15 protein-coding genes are annotated in these 18,872 nt (G+C 70.1%); 6 read left to right on the forward strand and 9 right to left on the reverse strand.

Annotated features, from left to right (window positions below; translation table 11 throughout):
- Positions 1 to 114 precede the first annotated feature (114 nt).
- Positions 115 to 867: a response regulator gene (locus tag NE857_RS13750; protein WP_301184332.1), complete on the reverse strand. Its 753-nt coding sequence runs from the start codon at positions 865 to 867 to the stop codon at positions 115 to 117.
- Positions 868 to 958: 91 nt separating this feature from the next.
- Entirely contained in the window at positions 959 to 1,777 is an 819-nt protein-coding gene (locus NE857_RS13755; protein WP_254421347.1) for a RecB family exonuclease, read from the reverse strand.
- An 80-nt stretch (positions 1,778 to 1,857) separates the two neighbouring features.
- On the opposite strand from NE857_RS13755, the gene NE857_RS13760 reads away from it, so the two are divergent.
- Complete coding sequence (locus NE857_RS13760; protein ID WP_254421348.1) at positions 1,858 to 3,060, forward strand: site-2 protease family protein; 1,203 nt, start codon at positions 1,858 to 1,860, stop codon at positions 3,058 to 3,060.
- Positions 3,061 to 3,114: 54 nt separating this feature from the next.
- On the opposite strand, the gene NE857_RS13765 is transcribed toward NE857_RS13760, so the two are convergent.
- Positions 3,115 to 3,588, reverse strand: a complete 474-nt coding sequence (locus NE857_RS13765; protein ID WP_254421349.1) for a hypothetical protein — start codon at positions 3,586 to 3,588, stop codon at positions 3,115 to 3,117.
- Positions 3,589 to 3,620: 32 nt separating this feature from the next.
- Complete coding sequence (locus NE857_RS13770; protein WP_254421978.1) at positions 3,621 to 4,901, reverse strand: helix-turn-helix domain-containing protein; 1,281 nt, start codon at positions 4,899 to 4,901, stop codon at positions 3,621 to 3,623.
- Positions 4,902 to 5,123: 222 nt separating this feature from the next.
- On the opposite strand from NE857_RS13770, the gene NE857_RS34680 reads away from it, so the two are divergent.
- A complete protein-coding gene (locus tag NE857_RS34680) occupies positions 5,124 to 5,765 on the forward strand; it encodes a hypothetical protein (protein WP_425572233.1) in 642 nt (213 codons plus the stop codon).
- 78 nt (positions 5,766 to 5,843) lie between these two features.
- Here the strand turns inward: NE857_RS34680 and ppgK are convergent, their stop codons facing one another.
- The gene (gene ppgK / locus NE857_RS13780) at positions 5,844 to 6,653 is read right to left on the reverse strand and encodes a polyphosphate--glucose phosphotransferase (RefSeq protein ID WP_254421350.1); all 810 of its coding nucleotides are present in this window, start codon (positions 6,651 to 6,653) and stop codon (positions 5,844 to 5,846) included.
- 196 nt (positions 6,654 to 6,849) lie between these two features.
- Between ppgK and NE857_RS13785 the strand changes: the two genes are divergently transcribed.
- The 3 genes from NE857_RS13785 to dop all read left to right on the forward strand — a co-directional run bounded on the left by NE857_RS13785 (position 6,850) and on the right by dop (position 12,650).
- Positions 6,850 to 7,839, forward strand: coding sequence for a tRNA (adenine-N1)-methyltransferase (locus NE857_RS13785; protein WP_254421351.1), 990 nt, complete (start codon positions 6,850 to 6,852; stop codon positions 7,837 to 7,839).
- Between the two features lie 364 nt (positions 7,840 to 8,203).
- Positions 8,204 to 9,973, forward strand: coding sequence for a proteasome ATPase (gene arc / locus NE857_RS13790; protein ID WP_254421352.1), 1,770 nt, complete (start codon positions 8,204 to 8,206; stop codon positions 9,971 to 9,973).
- A 1,153-nt stretch (positions 9,974 to 11,126) separates the two neighbouring features.
- The gene (gene dop / locus NE857_RS13795) at positions 11,127 to 12,650 is read left to right on the forward strand and encodes a depupylase/deamidase Dop (protein ID WP_344012074.1); all 1,524 of its coding nucleotides are present in this window, start codon (positions 11,127 to 11,129) and stop codon (positions 12,648 to 12,650) included.
- A gap of 80 nt (positions 12,651 to 12,730) precedes the next feature.
- On the opposite strand, the gene NE857_RS13800 is transcribed toward dop, so the two are convergent.
- From NE857_RS13800 to NE857_RS13815, 4 genes are all read right to left on the reverse strand, one after another.
- A complete protein-coding gene (locus NE857_RS13800) occupies positions 12,731 to 13,387 on the reverse strand; it encodes a DUF4352 domain-containing protein (protein ID WP_254421353.1) in 657 nt (218 codons plus the stop codon).
- Between the two features lie 241 nt (positions 13,388 to 13,628).
- Positions 13,629 to 14,780, reverse strand: coding sequence for a S1 family peptidase (locus NE857_RS13805; RefSeq protein ID WP_254421354.1), 1,152 nt, complete (start codon positions 14,778 to 14,780; stop codon positions 13,629 to 13,631).
- Between the two features lie 487 nt (positions 14,781 to 15,267).
- Complete coding sequence (locus NE857_RS13810; protein ID WP_254421355.1) at positions 15,268 to 16,461, reverse strand: S1 family peptidase; 1,194 nt, start codon at positions 16,459 to 16,461, stop codon at positions 15,268 to 15,270.
- A gap of 214 nt (positions 16,462 to 16,675) precedes the next feature.
- On the reverse strand, positions 16,676 to 17,827 hold the full coding sequence (locus tag NE857_RS13815) for a S1 family peptidase (RefSeq protein WP_254421356.1): 1,152 nt from the start codon (positions 17,825 to 17,827) through the stop codon (positions 16,676 to 16,678).
- A 722-nt stretch (positions 17,828 to 18,549) separates the two neighbouring features.
- Between NE857_RS13815 and NE857_RS13820 the strand changes: the two genes are divergently transcribed.
- Positions 18,550 to 18,750 carry a ubiquitin-like protein Pup gene (locus NE857_RS13820; protein ID WP_184362130.1) on the forward strand — a complete coding sequence of 67 codons (201 nt, stop codon included), beginning with the start codon at positions 18,550 to 18,552 and terminating at the stop codon, positions 18,748 to 18,750.
- Positions 18,751 to 18,872: the final 122 nt, after the last annotated feature.

Genomic DNA, 18,872 nt, shown 5'->3' on the forward strand with positions numbered 1-18,872 from the left:
GGTTCGCCCCCCGGGCGCGGTGGCACCGGTGAGTTCGGTCACCGGATCATCCTGCCAAGGCGCGGGGTTGGCGGAGGGCGGCGACGCGCCGGTCCCGGGTGCTGTGCGGGGCTCTCAGGCCGAGGGCCCCGAAACCTCACCGTGCTGCCTGCCGTCGGTTCTTCCCTCGCCCGTTCCGTCGGCCTCTCCTGGGCGGACCAGACCGGTCTCGTAGGCGTGCACGACCGCCTGGACGCGGTCGCGCAGGTCCAGTTTGGTGAGGATGCTGCCCACGTGGGACTTGACGGTGGTCTCGCCCAGCACCAGGTGCGCGGCGATCTCCCCGTTGGACCAGCCCCGGGCGACCAGCCGCAGCACCTGGTGTTCGCGCGCGGTGAGGGTGTCCTCGGGCGGCTCGGGTGCGGCGTCGGGCAGCGGCAGCAGGGTCGCGAACCGGTCCAGCAGACGGTTCAGGACGGCGGGGGAGACCACGGAGGAGCCCTCGGCGACCACCTGCACCGCGGAGAGGAGTTCGGCGGGCGGGGTGTCCTTGAGGAGGAAGCCCGATGCGCCCGCGCGCAGCGCCCCGACCACGTACGCGTCCAGGTCGAAGGTGGTCAGGGCCAGGACCCGCACCCGGTGGCCGAGCGGGCGGGCCCACTCGACGATCGCGCGGGTGGCCTCGATCCCGTCCATACCGGCCATCCGGATGTCCATGAGGACGACGTCGGGCAGCAGGCTGCGGGCCGCGCGCACGGCCTCGCGGCCGTCGGAGGCCTCGCCCACCACCGACACGTCCGGCGCGGACTCCAGGATCATGCGGAACCCCGCGCGGACGAGGGGTTGGTCGTCGACGAGCAGGACGGAGACGGGGGCTGAGGCGGGCACGGGCCGATTCTCCCGCACTCCCGGAGTCCTTCGCGCGGCTGACGCGCCCGACCCCGGCGGGGCGCTGGTCACACGCGCCCGCCGCGCCTGCTCATGGCATCGGGGGGCGCGTGGCGGGCAGCGGCGGCGGGGTGCCGCCGAACTCCGGGCACAGCGCCTGGTGCTCGCACCAGCCGCACAGCTTGCTGCGCTTGGGCTCCCACTTCCCGGCGCGCCCGGCCGCCTCGATCTGCGCCCAGATGTCGCCGATCTCGGCCTCGGCGGCGGCGAGCTCCTCCTCGGTGGGGTCGTACCAGCGCACCGACCCGTCGCCCAGGTAGATGAGCTGGAGCCGGGCGGGTACCACGCCCAGGTCGCGCCAGATCATCACCGCGTAGAAGAAGATCTGGAACTTGGCCTTGTCCTCGAACCTGGGGTGCGGTGACTTCCCGGTCTTGTAGTCGACCACCCGGATCTGCCCGCCCGGCGCCACGTCCAGCCGGTCCACGTAGCCGCGCAGCCGCAGACCGGTGGGCAGGGCGACCTCCAGGCGCATCTCGCGCTCGCGGGGCTCCAGGAGCTCGGGGTTTTCCAGGTCGAAGTAGCGCTTGACCAGGGTTCGGGCCGACTCCAGCCAGTCGGCCAGACCCTCCTCGCCGGGGAAGAGCTGCTCGGCGACCTCGGGCTTCTTGGTGCGGATCTTCTCCCACTGCGGGTCGACCAGGCTCAGCGCGGTGCGGGGCGTGCGGGTGTCGGCGGGCAGCTCGTAGAGCCGCTCCAGACAGGCGTGCACGAGGGTGCCGCGCAGCGCGGCGGCGCTGGGCGCTTCGGGCAGGCGGTCGATGGTGCGGAACCGGAAGAGCAGCGGGCACTGGAGGAAGTCGGAGGCCCGGGAAGGAGAGAGAGCGGTCGGCAGCGGCGCGGTGGTCATACTCCGAGCCTATGCCCGAGCCGGTGGGAGGCATCGACCCTGGAGGAGACCATCCAGGTGAGGGACCTAGTCTGGGTGCCGTGAGCAGAGGCAGCGACCGCACCGGACCCCCGACCGACGACCGCGCGAAGAAGAAGCGGCCGGGGTTACTCCTGGGCCGCCCGTTCGGGGTGCCGGTCTACGTCACCTCCTCGTGGTGGATCGTCGCCGTCCTGATCACGCTGGTCTACGGGGGCATCGTCCAGTCCAGGCTCGCGCTGGGACCCTCCGCCTACCTGCTGGCCTTCGTCTTCGCGATCCTGCTCTACGCCTCCGTGCTCGTGCACGAACTGGCGCACTCGGTGGTGGCCCGCTGGTACGGACTGCCGGTGCGCCGCATCGTCCTCTACGTGCTGGGCGGGGTCTCCGAGATCGACCGGGAGGCGCCCACCCCGGGCCGTGAGTTCTGGATCGCCTTCTCCGGTCCGCTGCTGTCCCTGGTGTTGGCAGCGGCCGCGTTCGTGCTGACCGCCTTCGCCGACCCCTTCAGCGTCACCGGTGAGCTGCTCTTCCAACTGTGGGTCGCCAACCTGCTCGTGGGCGTGTTCAACCTGCTGCCGGGGCTGCCGTTGGACGGCGGCCGCCTGCTGAGCGCCGGGGTGTGGAAGCTGACCGGCCGCAGACACACCGGCAGTGTGGTCGCGGCCTGGGGCGGCCGGGTCCTGGCCCTGGGCGTGGTGGCCCTGCCGTTCCTGTTCGCCTGGAGTGCCGGGAACACCCCGGGGCCGTGGGCGGTCGTGTGGGGGGTCGTACTGGCCGGGTTCATGTGGATGAGCGCGAGCGAGGCGCTGCGCAACGCCCGCGTCCGGGCCCGGGTACCGGGGCTGCGGGCGCGCGCCCTGGTCCGGGCGGCCGTGACCGTCCCGGCCGATCTGCCGCTGGCCCAGGCCGACCGCCGCGCCGAAGAAGCGGGTGCGGCGGCGGTGGTGGTCACCGACAGCGCGGGCACGCCGATCTCGGTACTGCACCCCGCCGCAGCGGAGGCGATCACCGACGCGCGCCGCGCCTGGGTCCCGGTCTCGGACGTGTCCCGGGCGCTGACCGAGAACTCGACGGTCGCCGCGGACCTGGAGGGCGAGGAGCTCCTGCAAGAGCTCACCAGGTCCCCGCTGCCGGAGTACCTGGTGGTGGAGGCCGACGGGGACCTCCTGGGCGTGCTGCGGGCCGTGGACGTCAACGCGGCGATGGCCGGCCGCACGGTGGAGGGCACGGGGGGCGCGGCCGGCGCGGAGGGGCGCGACTGAGCCGGGCCCGGGGGCGAGCCGGAGCCCGGGCCGTGGCCGGATCCGGGCCCGGCCTCAGCGCGTGGCCCCCTCGGGCCACAGGACGGTGACGGGGCGGTCCAGCGCGCGGGCGTAGGCGACCACGTCGGCGGTGCCGCCGGGACCGCGTGCGGGCTCACCGTCCCAGACCGCCACCAGGTGGTCGCACTGCTCGACGAGCAGTCGCCCCGCGGCCATGTGGGCGCGGGGGGCGGACTCGCGGTGGGGTAATTCGTGGACCAGCACCGCCTGCTCCAGGAGGTGGTCGTACACCGGGTGGTGCTCGGCGGGAAGGGCCTGCCGGTACCCGACCGCCGGGATGATCGCCTCCAGCGGAGCGCCGGCGGCCACCACCGCCTCGGCGAAGACGGCGTCGGCGCCGTCCGCCAGGCAGGACAACCCGACCATCTCGCATCCGTACGGCTCCAGTCGGGCCTTGACCAGACCGGCGACGGCGCCGCTCACTTCTGGGTCCAGATTGCGGTGTCCGGTGATTCCGATCCGAATCACACGACCTCCCTGCTGCTCGCTTCGTCGGCTTTCTACCCACTCACCGGGATACCGGTAACAAGTGACGAAAGTCTGTTGTCGAGGTCCTCGACGCAGTGTGCCCGGGGGCCCCGGTAGCGCTTTCGGAAGGAGCGCACCCGGCTCACCACGCGCTCGGAGTCGAAGCGCACCCCGGTGGTGAGCGCCTCCTGTGCGAGCCGGAAGGCCTCGTCGATGTCCCCGGCCTCGGCGTGGGTCGAGGCCAGCTCCACCTTGAGCAGGGCTGACTGCTTGACGTTGCGGGGCGAGGGGGCCACGGCCTCGGCGAAGGCGGCGCGGGCCTCGTGCGGGCTGCGCAGCCGGACCCCCACCAGCGCGCGGTACCCGGCGACCTTGGCCTCGTCGAAGGCGAACACCCACGGCCAGGGCGGTTCGGCGTTGTCCGGGCGGACGATCTCGCGTTCGGCGTGCCGGATGGCCCGGGCCGCGGCCACGCGGTCGCCGATTCCCGCGTGGGCCAGCGCCCCGATACAGGCCAGCCAGGCGCGGGCGGTGGGGTGGGCCGAGGGGCCCAGGACGTGCTCGGCCTCCTTCACCAGGCCCAGTCCCAGCTCGGGGTCCTCGGCGATGTCGATCTCGAAGGCGGCCAGGGAGCCGAGCATGTAGACGTCCAGCAGGCGCATCCCGGCCTGTCGGGCGCGTACGACCGCGGTCCGGTAGTGCATGCGGGCCGACCCCATGTCGCCGAGGTCGGCGTTGAGCCAGGCGGCGAAGCCGGAGGCCTCGCTGGCCGAGGCGCTGAGTTCGGTGTGGAAGGGTGTCCCGCGCGCGTTACCGAGCATCTGCTCGGCCAGCTGCACGTGCGCCACCGCGCTGGGCAGCAGGTGGCGGGCGGGGGAGTTGGCGTCCATACGGCGCTGCCCGCCGGTGATGGAGCGCAGCGCGGGGGCGGTGGTCTCGTCGACCCCGTGGTAGGCGCTGACCTCTCCGGCCTGGCGTGATGCTGTGGCCATGAAGGTGCCGGCGGCGACCGCCTTGCCGAAGTCGCGGCGTCTCGTGGTCTTCACCCCCTTCCTGGTGGAAGCCGCCCTCGGTGCCGCGGCCGTTCCGGACCCAGCACCGCCGAATCGGAGCAGGTGGAGCGGGACGCGCAGTCGTTGGGCGAGGTCCTGGACCTGGCTGACGGTGAGGGTCTGCTGGCCGTTGACGACACGGGACACCCAGCTCTGCGAGTAGGCCAGCGCCTGGGCCAGCTCGCTCTGGGACCAGCCGTGCGCCGTGCGCACGCCTTCGATGACCGTCGGCATGTCACAGGTGGCCAGGGCGGCGGCCATGCGCGGTCTGGTCCACAGGTTGTCGGGAAGATCACCGTCTGCTTGGGGCATGCAGCTTAGGTTAGGGATTCCAGGCGCTCTTGGTGGCTATGTGTGAAAAAGAAGGTGTGATGCGTGATCCGCATAGCCGTACACGGGCCGTCTCCGAGTGCGGCACAGTGAAGGGGTCGGCAGGCCCTGGCCGAGCGTGTGCCGGGCCCGGGAAGCGCAGAGGGAGGCCACATGACCGTTGAGACACCACCGGCGGGGAACCCGAGTCTGGCCGGCGACGGGCACCCGGATCACGGTGCCGCCTCGCCGGGCGTGTTCGGCGGGCCCAGCCGCATCGAATTCGGTGCGCAGGCCCCCGCCGAGTCCGGTGCGCACGCCTGCGCCGAACCTCTGCACCCGGTCGACCTGGCCGTCCTGGCCCTTCGGGGCATGGCGGTGGAGCTGCGGGCCCGCGGGGTCGAGGCCCGTGAGGACGGGGTGTCCGGCGTGGTCGACGCCGGACCGGCCGCCAGGCCGCAGAGCGCCCTGCTGCGCCCTCACCGGGGCGACCTGTGGTGGTGGATGCGCTGGCCCCTCCAGGAGGGCGTCCCCTCGGCGCTGTCCGGGGTCCCGCTCTCACCGGTCACCCGGACCTCCGACGCGGCCCGGAGGATCGTGGGCGCCCTGTCCGCCTCGGCGGAGGGCGGCCGGCCAAGGGTGGCTGACAGAAGCGTCCGGGTGCCGACGGCGCCCGAACCACAGGACGGGCTGTGCACGCGCACAGTCCCGGGTGTCGGAACGGGGTCCGGGGGCGAACCCGCGGCCCAGTCTCCCTCTGTGCGGGTCCCGGACCCGTTCGACACCCGAAGCGGACCGTCCCCGGCCGCTCCCTGAGGGGCACCCGGCTCCGCCATGTGAGGCGGGCGCTCCTCATCCCCGTGCCCCTCACCGAGGGTCCGTCGCGGAGGACCCCTAGACCTCCGCGACGGACTGGGCCCCCGTAGCTGAGGGGGTCTCCGTGGCGGATCGGGCCTGCGCGGCGTACAGGGCCGCGCCGACGATGCCCGCGGTGTTGCGCAGCTCGGCGGGCACGATCGGGGTGCGGATGTCCAGGTGGGGCAGGAACTTGTCCGCCTTGCGGCTCACCCCGCCGCCCACCACGATCAGGTCCGGCCAGACCAGGTCCTCGATGGTCCGGTAGTAGCGCTGGAGCCGCTCCTTCGCCCATTCGGGGTAGGAGAGCCCCTCCCGTTCCTTGGCACCGGAGGAGGCGCGTGACTCGGCGTCGTGTCCGTCGATCTCCAGGTGGCCGAACTCGGTGTTGGGCACCAGTCGCCCGTCCACGACCAGGGCGGTGCCGATCCCGGTGCCCAGGGTGGTGAGCAGGACCGTGCCGTCCACACCCTTGGCCGCCCCGTAGCGGGCCTCGGCCAGCGCGGCGGAGTCGGCGTCGTTGAGCACCCGCACCGGTCGGCCGAGGGCCTCGCCGAACAGGGCGTGGGCGTCGGTGCCCACCCAGCCCTTGTCGAGGTTGGCGGAGGTGCGCACCACCCCGCCCTGGACCACGCCGGGGAAGGTGATACCGAGCGGAGCCCCGGCGGTCTCGGGGAAGTGCTCGGCGATCTCGGCGACGATGCCGGCCACCGCGACCGGGTCCGAGCGGTCAGGGGTGAGGATCTTCAGGCGGTCCCGGAGGAACTCGCCGGAGACCAGATCGACCGGGGCGCCCTTGATCCCGCTGCCGCCGATGTCGATTCCCAGGCCCGTGGTCTGCTGTGACATGGGTCGTCTCTCCCGGAGTCCTCGTGGGTTGGATGGGGGTGTGGAAACCCCCACGCCTGATACTGCCCAAGGGGACGGCTTTTCGCACGCCTTCGGCTCCGTGCCCGACCACGGCGGTGGTTCGTCCTGGTGTCCGGGGGCCGATACGCTGGGCGACTGCCCCGACCAAACGCGACGTGGGAAGACGAGAGCGACGTTGACCGGTATCCATGGCCGCCGCGGCCCCTTCACCGACGGCGACACCGTGCAGTTGACCGACCCGAAGGGTCGCATGCACACCATCACACTGCGTGAGGGTGGAAGCTTCCACTCACACAAGGGCAAGGTCGATCACGACGACCTCATCGGCGAGCCCGACGGCAGTGTGGCGACATCCAACACCGGCACGGCCTACGTGGCGCTGCGCCCCCTGCTCATCGACTACACGCTCTCCATGAAGCGTGGTGCGACCATCGTCTACCCCAAGGACGCCGCCCAGGTCATGGTCGAGGCCGACATCTTCCCGGGCGCCCGGGTGGTCGAGGCCGGGGCCGGGTCGGGCGCGATGTCCAACTGGCTGCTGCGAGCGGTCGGCGAACAGGGCATGGTCCACTCCTACGAGCGCCGCGAGGACTTCGCGAAGATCGCGCGCAAGAACGTGGAGAACTTCTACGGAGGTCCGCACCCGGCGTGGAAGCTCACCGTGGGCGACCTGGTCGAGGAGCTCGACGAGACCGACGTGGACCGGGTCTTCCTGGACATGCTCGCGCCCTGGGAGTGCCTGGACGCGGTCGCCGAGGCGCTGATCCCCGGCGGCCTGGTGTGCTGCTACGTCGCCACCACCACCCAGCTCTCCCGTGTGGTGGAGGAGCTGCGCGGTGACGACCGCTTCTACGAGCCGCGCTCCTGGGAGACCATGCTGCGCACCTGGCACGTGGAAGGTCTGGCGGTCCGCCCCGACCACCGCATGATCGGACATACCGGCTTCCTGGTGGTCGCGCGCCGTCTGGCCGACGGTGTGGCGGCGCCCGAGCGCCGTCGCCGTCCGGCCAAGGGCGCCTACGGCAAGGACTACGAGGCCGCCAAGGCGGCCGCCGACGCCGGGGCCAGGGCGGCCAAGCCCGCCGCGGTCACCGCGACGGAGAGCCCCGCCGAGGCCGAGGCCGTCAAAGCGCCCGAGACCGAGTCGCCCGAGGGCGGCGAGTAGCCGACACCCCTGCCGGTCGACACACCCGGCGTGTGACAGTGAGGGGCCCCTTTTCGGACAACGTGTCCAGAAAGGGGCCCCTTTTGCTTTTGTGCCCGGAGTGCCTTCGCGGGACGCGGGAGACACCCGGAGCCGTTGGGGCGCGGCCGGTTGTGGCTGGCGGTGAACGCCGAAACACCAGGGCGGCACTTGCCTGAGCCCTGCCGCAGAGGTTACTTTCTCATTACGTCGGGTCATCCGCTGCCGCTGTGACCTGTGTCTTTGTTGGTCGAGTGGCTGATCCCCGCGAGACTTCCAAAGTCTGAGTGGTTAGGAATAGTGTGCGATAGGTAGGACCCCCAGTAGTCGTCCTTCTCAAAGGGAGGTGGCGGACGTGGCCGAGCGCGAAGACGAGCGTCAAAGCGACCGGGACCGTGAAGTCGCTGAACTCACGGCCCAGGTCTCCTACATGGAAAAGGAACTCAGCGTGGTTCGGCGTAAGCTCGCCGACTCGCCCCGACATGTACGCCTGCTGGAAGAGCGGTTGCGGGAGGCCCAGGCCAACCTCGCCGCCACGAACGGGCAGAACGAACGGCTCGTCTCCACACTGAAGGAGGCGCGCGAGCAGATCGTGGCACTCAAGGAGGAGGTCGACCGGCTCGCGCAGCCGCCGTCGGGCTTCGGTGTCTACCTTGGGTCCCGCGACGACGAGACCGTCGAGATCTTCACCAACGGCCGCAAGATGCGGGTCAACGTCAGTCCCTCCGTGGACATGGACGACCTGCGCCCGGGCCAGGAGGTCATGCTCAACGAGGCGTTCAACGTCGTCGAGGTGGAGTCGTTCGAGACCGTCGGCGAAGTCGTCCTGCTCAAGGAGCTCCTTGAGGACGGTGAGCGGGCGCTGGTGATCTCGCACCACGACGACGAGAAGATCGTCCGGTTGGCCGAGCCGTTGCGGGACGAGCCGATCCGGCCGGGGGACTCCCTGCTGTTGGAGCCCCGTTCCGGATACGTGTACGAGAGGATCCCCAAGTCCGAGGTCGAGGAACTCGTCCTCGAAGAGGTCCCCGACATCTCCTACACCGACATCGGTGGCCTGTCGGGGCAGATCGAGATGATCCGCGACGCGGTCGAACTGCCCTTCCTCCACAAGGACCTGTTCCGGGAGCACAAGCTCACCCCGCCCAAGGGTGTGCTGCTCTACGGTCCGCCCGGCTGCGGTAAGACGCTCATCGCCAAGGCGGTCGCCAACTCGCTGGCCAAGCGGGTCGCCGAGCGCACCGGCACGGACGTGGGCAAGAGCTTCTTTCTCAACATCAAGGGCCCGGAGCTGCTCAACAAGTACGTGGGCGAGACCGAGCGGCACATCCGCCTGGTCTTCCAGCGTGCCCGGGAGAAAGCCTCCGAGGGTACCCCCGTCATCGTGTTCTTCGACGAGATGGACTCGATCTTCCGGGTCCGTGGCTCGGGCGTGTCCTCCGACGTGGAGAACACCATCGTTCCGCAGATGCTCAGCGAGATCGACGGTGTGGAGGGGTTGGAGAACGTCATCGTCATCGGTGCCTCCAACCGCGAGGACATGATCGACCCGGCGATCCTGCGGCCCGGCCGCCTGGACGTCAAGATCAAGGTCGAGCGGCCCGACGCCGAGGGCGCCCGAGACATCTTCGGCAAGTACATCACCGAGGACCTGCCGCTGCACGAGGATGACGTGGCGGAGCACGAGGGGTCGGCCCGGGCCACGGTGGACGCCATGATCCAGCGGGTCGTGGAACGGATGTACACCGAGGGCGAGGAGAACCGCTTCCTGGAGGTCACCTACGCCAACGGTGACAAGGAGGTCCTGTACTTCAAGGACTTCAACTCCGGCGCGATGATCGAGAACATCGTCTCGCGGGCCAAGAAGATGGCGATCAAGGACTTCATCGACCAGCAGTCCAAGGGTCTGCGGGTGTCCCACCTGCTTCAGGCCTGCGTCGACGAGTTCAGCGAGAACGAGGACCTGCCCAACACCACCAACCCGGACGACTGGGCCCGGATCTCGGGCAAGAAGGGCGAGCGCATCGTCTACATCCGGACCCTGGTGACCGGCAAGAAGGGCGCCGACTCCGGTCGGTCCATCGACACCGTCGCCAACACCGGCCAGTACCTTTAGCAGTCCGTAGCACTCTCACCGAAGCGGGGCCCGCGGTCGTCAGCGGGCCCCGCTTTCGTGGTACGCCCGGCATGGGCAGTTGCTTGAGGGTGAAAGTCCCTTGCGGGAGGAGATGGTGCCAACCGCGAGCCGGAGGCAACGGCGTCATCGCGAGGTGGGGTCGGAAGGAAGCCCGAGGCGAAACCCTGCACTGAGGAACACGAACCGTGTATGAGGCAGTCCGACCGGGGTGAGCCAGCCACGGATGGCGAAGCCCGTCACCGTCAAGACGGTCGGGGTGTAAACACGGCAGGCGTAGGGGGAAAGTGGCTGTTCTTATCCGGGGAGGTCTGTCTGGGTGTCGGTTTGCTGAGTTGTCGCTGCGCCGACGGGTCCGCTCGCAAGGGTGGGTCTGACCAGGCAGAAGTCAGCAGAGGCCATAGTACTGACCGGCAGGTCAGGAAGGGCTGAACGTCGAGTGGAGCAGAAGGAGGGGGCTTGCTCGGTTGGGTCGTAATGATCGCTGTAAGCCGGTCTGAGAGCCGGTCCACCGTGGGGCGGAGAGGGTGCATTCCCTCAGAGCTGCTTCATGCTGGTGCGTAGGCGGCCACGGCGCAGTTCCCAAGAGCTGGATCCATGGGTCCGGGCCTTGATGGCCGGGCCGGTCGTCGTCTGAGACGGCTTGACGAACCGCCAGGTGCGGGCCCGCATGCCTGGTGGTGTGGGAGGCGGGTCGGGTGACCCGACCCGCCTACCCGATTGCCCCGGCGGCCGATGCCGTGTCGCCGCCCGTGGCGGTCGGAGCAACCGGTACGGCGTACAGGCGACCGCGGTCGCCGTGGGCTACGTCCTGTGCGTCGCGCCACAAGGGAGGACCGGGTCGCGGTACTGACCGTGGAGAGTACGGGCGACGGGATCGTGTTCAGCGGGGATGACCGGGGTTCGCCGGTCTACTGGGCGGGGGCGAATACCCTTCGGCTGGCGGGACGAAACGTGCCGTTGATTCCCGGATTCGCCCCGCCCTGTTTTTTCTTCGCGCGAATCCATCCGAAGCGGGCGTGAGCTGCGAGGACACGCCTGGCAGCGCCCTTTCGAAACGCCCGGGAAGACGGCGCTTAGGCCACAATTGGCGCGGAAGCGTTCAAGACAGGTCTGTGGCGGATAACCTCTGAACATGAGTGTGCGTCGGATTATGGGTATCGAGACCGAATACGGGATCTCCGTGCCGGGAAACCCCGGGGCCAACGCGATGGTCACCTCCACCCAGGTGGTCAACGCCTACCTTGCGGCTTCGGCTGCCCGGGCCAGGAGGGCCCGCTGGGACTTCGAGGAGGAGAACCCGCTTCGGGACGCCCGCGGGTTCGACCTGGCGCGGGAGGTGGCCGATCCCACCCAGTTGACCGACGAGGACCTGGGGCTGGCCAACGTCATCCTCACCAACGGCGCGCGCCTGTACGTGGACCACGCCCACCCCGAGTACTCCGCCCCCGAGGTCACCAACCCCCGGGACGCGGTGCTGTGGGACAAGGCGGGGGAGCGGGTGATGGCCGACGCGGCGGCCCGGGCCGGGGCGACCCCGGGCATCGAACCGATCCAGCTGTACAAGAACAACACCGACAACAAGGGCGCCTCGTACGGCTGCCACGAGAACTACCTGATGAACCGGTCGACGCCCTTCGGCGACATCGTCCGGCACCTGATCCCGTTCTTCGTCTCCCGGCAGGTGGTGTGCGGCGCGGGCAAGGTCGGGATCGGCTCGGACGGCCAGGGCAGCGGTTTCCAGATCTCCCAGCGGGCGGACTTCTTCGAGGTCGAGGTCGGCCTGGAGACCACCCTGAAGCGTCCCATCATCAACACGCGGGACGAACCGCACGCCGACCCCGACCAGTACCGGCGCCTGCACGTCATCATCGGCGACGCCAACATGAGCGAGATCTCCACCTACCTCAAGCTGGGCACCACCGCGCTGGTGCTGTCGATGATCGAGGACGGCTTCCTCAGCGCGGACCTGTCCCTGGAGACCCCGGTGGCGGACCTGCGGGAGGTCTCCCACGACCCGGGGCTCACCCACCGGGTCCGGCTGCGCGACGGGCGCCGGATGACCGCGCTGGAGCTCCAGGGCGAGTACCTGGACCAGGCCCGCAAGTACGTGGAGGACCGCTTCGGCACCGACGTGGACCCCGACACCGCGGACGTGCTCGACCTCTGGGAGTCGGTGCTGTCCCGGCTGGCCTCGGACCCGATGAGCCTGGCCACCGAGCTCGACTGGGTCGCCAAGCTCAAGGTGCTGGAGGGCTACCGTTCCCGGGACGACCTGGAGTGGTCCCACCCCCGGCTCCAGCTGGTGGATCTGCAGTACTCCGACGTGCGCGCGGAGAAGGGCATCTACAACCGGCTGGCCGCCCGCGGCCGGATGAAGCGCCTGGTGGAGGAGCCCGAGGTCATGCGGGCCGTCACCGAACCGCCGGAGGACACCCGCGCCTACTTCCGGGGGCGCTGCCTGGCCAAGTACGCCGACGAGGTGGCGGCCGCCTCCTGGGACTCGGTGATCTTCGACCTTCCGGGCTACGACTCCCTGCAACGAGTGCCCACCCTGGAGCCCCGCCGGGGCACCAAGGAGCACGTGGGGAACCTGCTGGACGCCTGCGCGACCGCGGTCGACCTGGTGGCGGCCCTGGCCGGCGACCGCCGGGGCTGACCGGCGGCGATGACCGAGAAGGTCGGCGTGCCTGCCCGGGCGCGCCGACCTTCTCGCTCAGCCCGCGCGGTCCTCGGCCGCTACTCCTCGACGGCCAGCTCGGCCACCCCCGGGCCGTCCCAGACCCCGGTCATCAGGGCGACCTCCACGTCGGCGCCCTCGGCCACGTCGAAGGGTACGGACACGGTCACCGACGCGCCCGGGTTGACGTCGTAGTAGAGGACGTCGTTCTGCTCGTCCAGGACCAGCAGGGCGTCGAAGTCGTAGGCGTGCCGGTTGCCGTCGGTGTCCACCAGCTCGCAGTCCTCCACGTCCGGGGCCTGAGGCCCGCTGGAGGCGTTGGTCAGTTCCGCCTCCAACACCACGAACTCCCGGCCCGCGGCCGCTGTCGTGTTGGAGTAGGAACCCGAGATGTGGGTGGTGCGCTCCACCCCGGTCAGGGTGATGTCCCAGGTGCCGTCGGAGGCGCTCTCACCCATGGGTGCGGCCTCCGGCCACCGGTCGGTCTCCTCGGAATCCTCGGGTTGGTCCGGCTCCGTGGCTTCCTCGTCGGGCGCGTCGGCGGGTTCCGCCGGGCTCTCCTGCTCCGGTTCCCCGGCGTCGAGGTCCTCGAAAGCGGACTCGATGCTGTCCCTGAGGTACTGCTGATGGGAGAACCAGCCCGCACCGAAGCCGAACACCAGCGCCAACGCCACGGTCACCGCCGAGGCGGCGACGATCCAAACGGTTCTGTCCATGTCCGCTCCCCACAGGAAGTCGTGAGGGGTTCCCTCACGAGTGCCTCACGGAGGAATCCGCCAAGGGGGACGAACGGGCTCGTTCCGCGTCACTTGTTTCAGAGTACGCCTGTTCTTCCAGGTCAGGCAGGGCGCGCTGCTGGCCGGAGCAGGTCAGGGCGAGGGGGCGAGAACACGGACGTCCCCGCCCGCTGGAGCGGACGGGGACGCCGTTGATGCCTTACCGCGTACTACTGGTGTGTCAGGTGCGCAGGCGCAGGTTCCAGGAGTTGAGCATCGGGTTGACCTCCTGGTAGAAGGTCGTGCCGCCGGTGCGGCAGTTGCCGGAGCCACCGGAGGTCACGCCCTGGGCCTGGGTGCCGGAGATGAACGAGCCGCCGGAGTCGCCGGGCTCGGCGCACACGGTGGTCCGGGTCAGGCTGTGGACGGTGCCCTGCGGGTAGCTCACGGTCTGGCCGCGGGCCTGGATGGTGCCGCAGTACCAGCCGGTGGTGGAGCCGGAACGGCAGACCTGCGAACCGATGGGCGCCGTGCTGGAGCCCGTGACGGTGGCGTAGCCGCCGGAGTTGTAGCGGCTGACCAGGTTGGTCAGGGTGAAGTTGGACGTGCCCCGGACGAAGGCGGCGTCGTTGCCGGGGAAGACGGAGCGCTCGAAGACGCCCCGGCCGTTGCCGATGCTGACCTGGGTGCCCACCCTGCCGCAGTGTCCGGCGGTGACGAAGCCGGGCTGGCCGGAGGCGTTGGTGGCCGCGAAACCGACCGAGCAGCGCCCGCCCATGGTGTAGGCGAGGCCGCCGATGATGTCGGCGTAGAGCTCGGGGGTCTCCGTGGTGGTCTCGACCGTGACCGTCGAGGCGTCCACACCGGCGTCGGTGATCAGGGCCTCGGCGTCGGCCTCGGAGCCCTCGAGCACCTCGAGCACGACCGTGTCGGAGGTGATCTCGGGGTACCAGCCGACCACACCGGGCTGGTGGGCGGCCTCGTTGAGGTCGTCGATGATCGCGTCGAGACCGTCGATACCGTGGTCGACCACGTCGGCGCTGGCCCCGGCGGCCTCCACCGCGGAGACGGCGGCGTCGTCGGTGACGAGGACGGTCAGTTCGAGGGTGTCGGTGTCGAACACCGAGCCGCCGTAGGCCTCGCCCGCGGCTTCGGCTGCCGCCTCGTCCGCCTCGAGGGCGGCTTCCTGGGCGGTGAGGAGTTCATCGGCCTCGAGCGGGGTCAGGCCGAGGTCACGCTGGAGCGCCTCCTCCATGGTGAGGGCGTCGGCCTCGGGGGAGGGCGACTGGGGGAGTGGTCCGGAGGCCGCGAGGGCCCCCGGGGCGGCGGCCAGAGCCAGCCCGAAGGCCAGGGCTCCGGTACCGATTGCGGAGACAACGGGGGAGGGTCTCATTGGTCCCTACTCTCCTTGGGGGATTAACGGGGGATCGGGGCCGACTACTTCCGGCCCCCTGCCGTTCACCGAGACATCCGGTAAACAACGCCTAACCATAGGTGCACGTTTTGGTGAGGGAAAGAGCGCCAGAGCGGTGAAGCATTCAATGTGGGGTGGGGTCAACCCATGACGGGTTTTTTCTTGGTCGCTGAACGTGGCGACCAGTTCAGCCACCTTGAGGTTGTCGGAGTTGTTTCATTACCGACCGAATTTGATCTTGATGCGCAAGGGGGGATGTTTGGCCACATCCGGACAGCGGTACTGCGTGCCAAAAGTGACTAACTGGACACACAGACGTAACACCAGTGGTCAGGAGTCCGTCGTGCGCACCCCTGTTGTACGCAAAGCGTCCCCGCGTTCGGTACCCGGAAGCCGGGGGTGAGGCGGGGACGCGAGAAGGTGACCAACCGGCGCCGATGGTGTAGAGGGTCGGCTTACGCGGGAGCTATCCGGTCACCAGGCTCAGCCCCCAGGAACTGAGTACCGGGTTGATCTCCTGGTAGAAGGCGGTACCGCCGGTGGCGCAGTTGCCGGAGCCGCCGGAGATGACGCCCTGGGCCTGGGATCCGGCAACGACGGGCGCCCCGGACTCACCCGGCTCCGCGCACAGGGTGGTCCTGGTCAGGCCGGTGACGGTCCCCGCCGGGTAGCTGACCGTCTGCCCGCGCGCCTCGATGACGCCGCAGCGCCACCCGTTGAGGGGCGCTGAGGCGCACACGGCCGAGCCGACCGGTGCTTGCTGCGAGCCGGTGACGGTGTGATAGCTCCCCGAACTCCAGAGCTCGATCCAGGGGGTGAGGGTCCACTCCGGGCCCACCGGCACGAAGGCGCCGTCCGAACCGGGGAACCGCGAGTGCTGGAACACCCCCAGGACCGCGCCCTCGGAGTCGAGGGCGGTGGCGCCCACCTCCCCGCAGTGCCCGGCGGTGACGAAACCGCCCTGGCCGCTGGAGGCGAGGGCGGAGAACCCGATGGTGCACCGGGTCGGCCCCACGTGGAAGGGGCGTCCGCCGATGATCTCGGAGTAGGTCACCGGGGCGTGGTGGACCTGCACCACGCGCACGGCGCCCGGGTCCGCCCCGGCCTCCTCGACCAGGGCCTCGGCGGCGGCCGGGGCCAGCGCCTCGACCACGACCAGGCCCCGTTCGGTGTCGGGGTACCAGCCGGTGACGCCCTCGGGCACGGGCACTTGCTCGAGGGCGGCCATGGTCGCGGCCGGGTCCTGGTCGATCACACGGGTGTTCGCCCCGGTCGCCTCGACCGCCGAGACGGCGGCGGGGTCGGAGACCAGGACGGTGAGGCTGAGGGTTTCGGTGTCGAAGAGGGCGTCGACGTAGGCCTGTCCGGCAGCCGAGGCGGCGCTCTCCTGGACCGTCAGGGCCTCTTCCTGGGCTTCCAGGAGCTGTTCGGCCGTCGCGGGGTCCAGCCCGAGGTCGCGGACCAGGGCCTCGGTGGCGGTGGCGGCGGGGGCGTCCGCCGCGGGTTCGGGGGTCTCGGCGGTGGCGGTGGTGGTGGCGGCCTGGGCGGAGGCGGTGGCACCGGCCAGGGTCAGGCCCAGGACGACGGCCAGGGCGCGGCTGTGGCGGATGCGGCGGGGTTCGGGCAATCTTGGGGCGGGGGATACGGGGGAAGGACGCATGTCCTCTGCTCTCCTGAGAAGGAAACGGGGGCGGAGCAGGTACTGCGGTCCGCGCGGTGCGCGGCCACTGTTGGTCCTACCCCGGTGTGGCCGCGTCGTCACCGGCGGTCGTGCGGGGCCGGGGATGACTGGGGGATGAGGGCCGGGAAACGAGAACGCCCCCGCCCGCTGGGTAGCGGACGGGGGCGCGGTGTGATGCGGACCGGCTGGATGCCTAGCTCGTGACGAGGCTGAGGTTCCAGGTGCTCAGCGCCGGGCCGACCTCCTGGTAGTACGTGGTACCACCGAAGGTGCAGTTGCCGGAGCCGCCCGAGGTCATGCCCTGGGCCTGGTCGCCAGCGATGAACGAACCGCCGGAGTCGCCGGGCTCGGCGCACACGTCGGTCCGGGTCATGTCGTTGACGGTGCCCTCGGGGTAGCTCACCGACTGGCCGCGGGCCTCGATGGTCCCGCAGTGCCAACCGGTGGTGGAACCCGAACGGCACACGGCCGAGCCGATCGGCGCCTGGCTGGAGCCGCCGACGGTCTGGGCGCCACCGGCGCTGTACATGTTGACCAGGTTGGTGACGGTCCAGTTGGACGTGGCGCGAACGTAGGCGGCGTCGTTGCCCGGGAAGACGGACTCCTCGAACACACCGGAACCGCTGCCGTCCCCGCTCTCGGCGGAGGTGCCGACCGTGCCGCAGTGGCCGGCCGTCACGAATCCGTCGTTGCCCGAGCTGTCGGTGACCGCGAACCCGATGGAGCAGCGGCCGCCGCCCATGAAGTACGCGTCGCCGCCGACGATGTCGGCGTACAGCTCGGGCGCCTCGTCGGTCTGCTCCACCCGGACGGTGGAGGCGTCCACACCCGCGGCCTCGATGAGGCTCTCGGCACCGGTGGTGTCGGTGGCCTCGATGACGACCGTGTCGCTGGCGACATCGGGGTACCAGCCCACGACGCCCGGCTGGGTGCCGGCCGCGTCGAGCTCGTCGATGATGGCCGCCAGGCCCTCGGTGCCGTGCGAGACCAGTTCGGCCTCGGCGCCCGCGGCCTCGACGTCGGAGACCGCGGCGCTGTCCGTCACCAGGACGGTCAGCTCCAGGGTGTGGGTGTCGAACACGGAGCCGCCGTAGGCGTCTCCGGCGGCCTCGGCCGCCGCCGTGTCGATCCCGTAGGCCTCCTGCTGGGCCTCGAGCAGGGTTTCGGCCTCGAACGGGGTGAGGCCGAAGTCCCTCTCAAGGGCTTCCTGCATGGTGGCCGCCTCGCCCTGCGGTGAGGGCTCGGCGGGAACGGTCACGGCAGAGGCACCGGGGGCGACCGAGAGCGCGAGCCCGAAGGCCAGTGCTCCCGTGCCGATCGCGGAGATAACGGGGGAGGGTCGCATTGATCCCTACTCTCCTTGGGGAATGGGCGGGGGTTGGGGTTCGGATCCTCTGGGGAGAGGAGTCCGGCCCCGGGGGTCGGGGCCCTCGGACGCGCCAGGGGCCCCTTTGGTTTACCGAGACATCCGGTAAACGAGGCACCACCATAAGTGCACAACTTGGACAGCGAAAGCCCGGGCAAGCCGCAAATTCACTTAGGTGGCAAGAGGATCATCCGATGAAAGGCTCAATTGGGGGTCTTACTCTGAGTGACGTGGTGCCTGACCTCCTCGTTCGGTCACGCGCTGTATTCGGATCACAAACCCGCGAGTAGATCAAGAGGTGCAATGTGGCCGGATGCGGACACTGGTACGTCGTACCATCCGTGATGGAGCGGCCACGGAGAAGCAACTCGCGTGGTCAGGGGTGTGCGTTGCATGAAGATCATGGGCGCTCTGGGGACGGGTGTTCGCATTTCGAATAAGTGGGGAAGCCGGGCCCGCGTGCGCCGTCACCAACCGTCGCCGGGATATCGGTCGGCATCGCGCGGAACCCGCAGGCGTTCCCGCACGCACCCCTGTTCGAGGACACGCCCGAGCCCGATCCGCGTCCGGTGTCACTCCGCGTGCGCGCGCTCGGGACGATTTCGAGGTAACTAGCGGGTATCGGGCCTGAGGAACACGGTTGAGCCGGGTGCCGTTGGGCCAAGATAAGGGCGAGAGCCCCGAACGGGAGGTAGCAACATATGGCGAACGACAGCGGCGGCCAGAAGCACTCGTCACGTCGTGACGAGGAGGTCGAGGAGACCGAGGCCTCGGCCGAGGCCCAGGAGCGCAACGAGAAGCTCGACGAGGACGTCGACGACATCCTGGACGAGATCGACGACGTGCTGGAGAGCAACGCCGAGGACTTCGTGCGCCAGTTCGTGCAGAAGGGCGGTCAGTGACCGTCGGGTTCGCTGACAGCGCACCCGGGCACCAGCGGCCCCGGCGCGCACGGGTTTAGGGTCAAGCTCATCGGCCGGTGCCACCTTGCCGGCCGTCAGACTACAGACAGACGGACGACAGG

This window comes from Nocardiopsis exhalans (assembly GCF_024134545.1).
Taxonomy (GTDB): Bacteria; Actinomycetota; Actinomycetes; order Streptosporangiales; family Streptosporangiaceae; genus Nocardiopsis; species Nocardiopsis exhalans.

Excerpts from the sequence above, each read along its gene's own strand:
- NE857_RS13755 (WP_254421347.1), bottom strand. The coding sequence starts at position 1,777 with ATGACCACCGCGCCGCTGCCGACCGCTCTCTCTCCTTCCCGGGCCTCC.
- NE857_RS13770 (WP_254421978.1), bottom strand. The coding sequence starts at position 4,901 with ATGGCCGCCGCCCTGGCCACCTGTGACATGCCGACGGTCATCGAAGGC.
- NE857_RS34680 (WP_425572233.1), top strand. The coding sequence starts at position 5,124 with ATGACCGTTGAGACACCACCGGCGGGGAACCCGAGTCTGGCCGGCGAC.
- ppgK (WP_254421350.1), bottom strand. The coding sequence starts at position 6,653 with ATGTCACAGCAGACCACGGGCCTGGGAATCGACATCGGCGGCAGCGGG.
- dop (WP_344012074.1), top strand. The coding sequence starts at position 11,127 with ATGAGTGTGCGTCGGATTATGGGTATCGAGACCGAATACGGGATCTCC.
- NE857_RS13800 (WP_254421353.1), bottom strand. The coding sequence starts at position 13,387 with ATGGACAGAACCGTTTGGATCGTCGCCGCCTCGGCGGTGACCGTGGCG.
- NE857_RS13805 (WP_254421354.1), bottom strand. The coding sequence starts at position 14,780 with ATGAGACCCTCCCCCGTTGTCTCCGCAATCGGTACCGGAGCCCTGGCC.
- NE857_RS13810 (WP_254421355.1), bottom strand. The coding sequence starts at position 16,461 with ATGCGTCCTTCCCCCGTATCCCCCGCCCCAAGATTGCCCGAACCCCGC.
- NE857_RS13815 (WP_254421356.1), bottom strand. The coding sequence starts at position 17,827 with ATGCGACCCTCCCCCGTTATCTCCGCGATCGGCACGGGAGCACTGGCC.
- NE857_RS13820 (WP_184362130.1), top strand. The coding sequence starts at position 18,550 with ATGGCGAACGACAGCGGCGGCCAGAAGCACTCGTCACGTCGTGACGAG.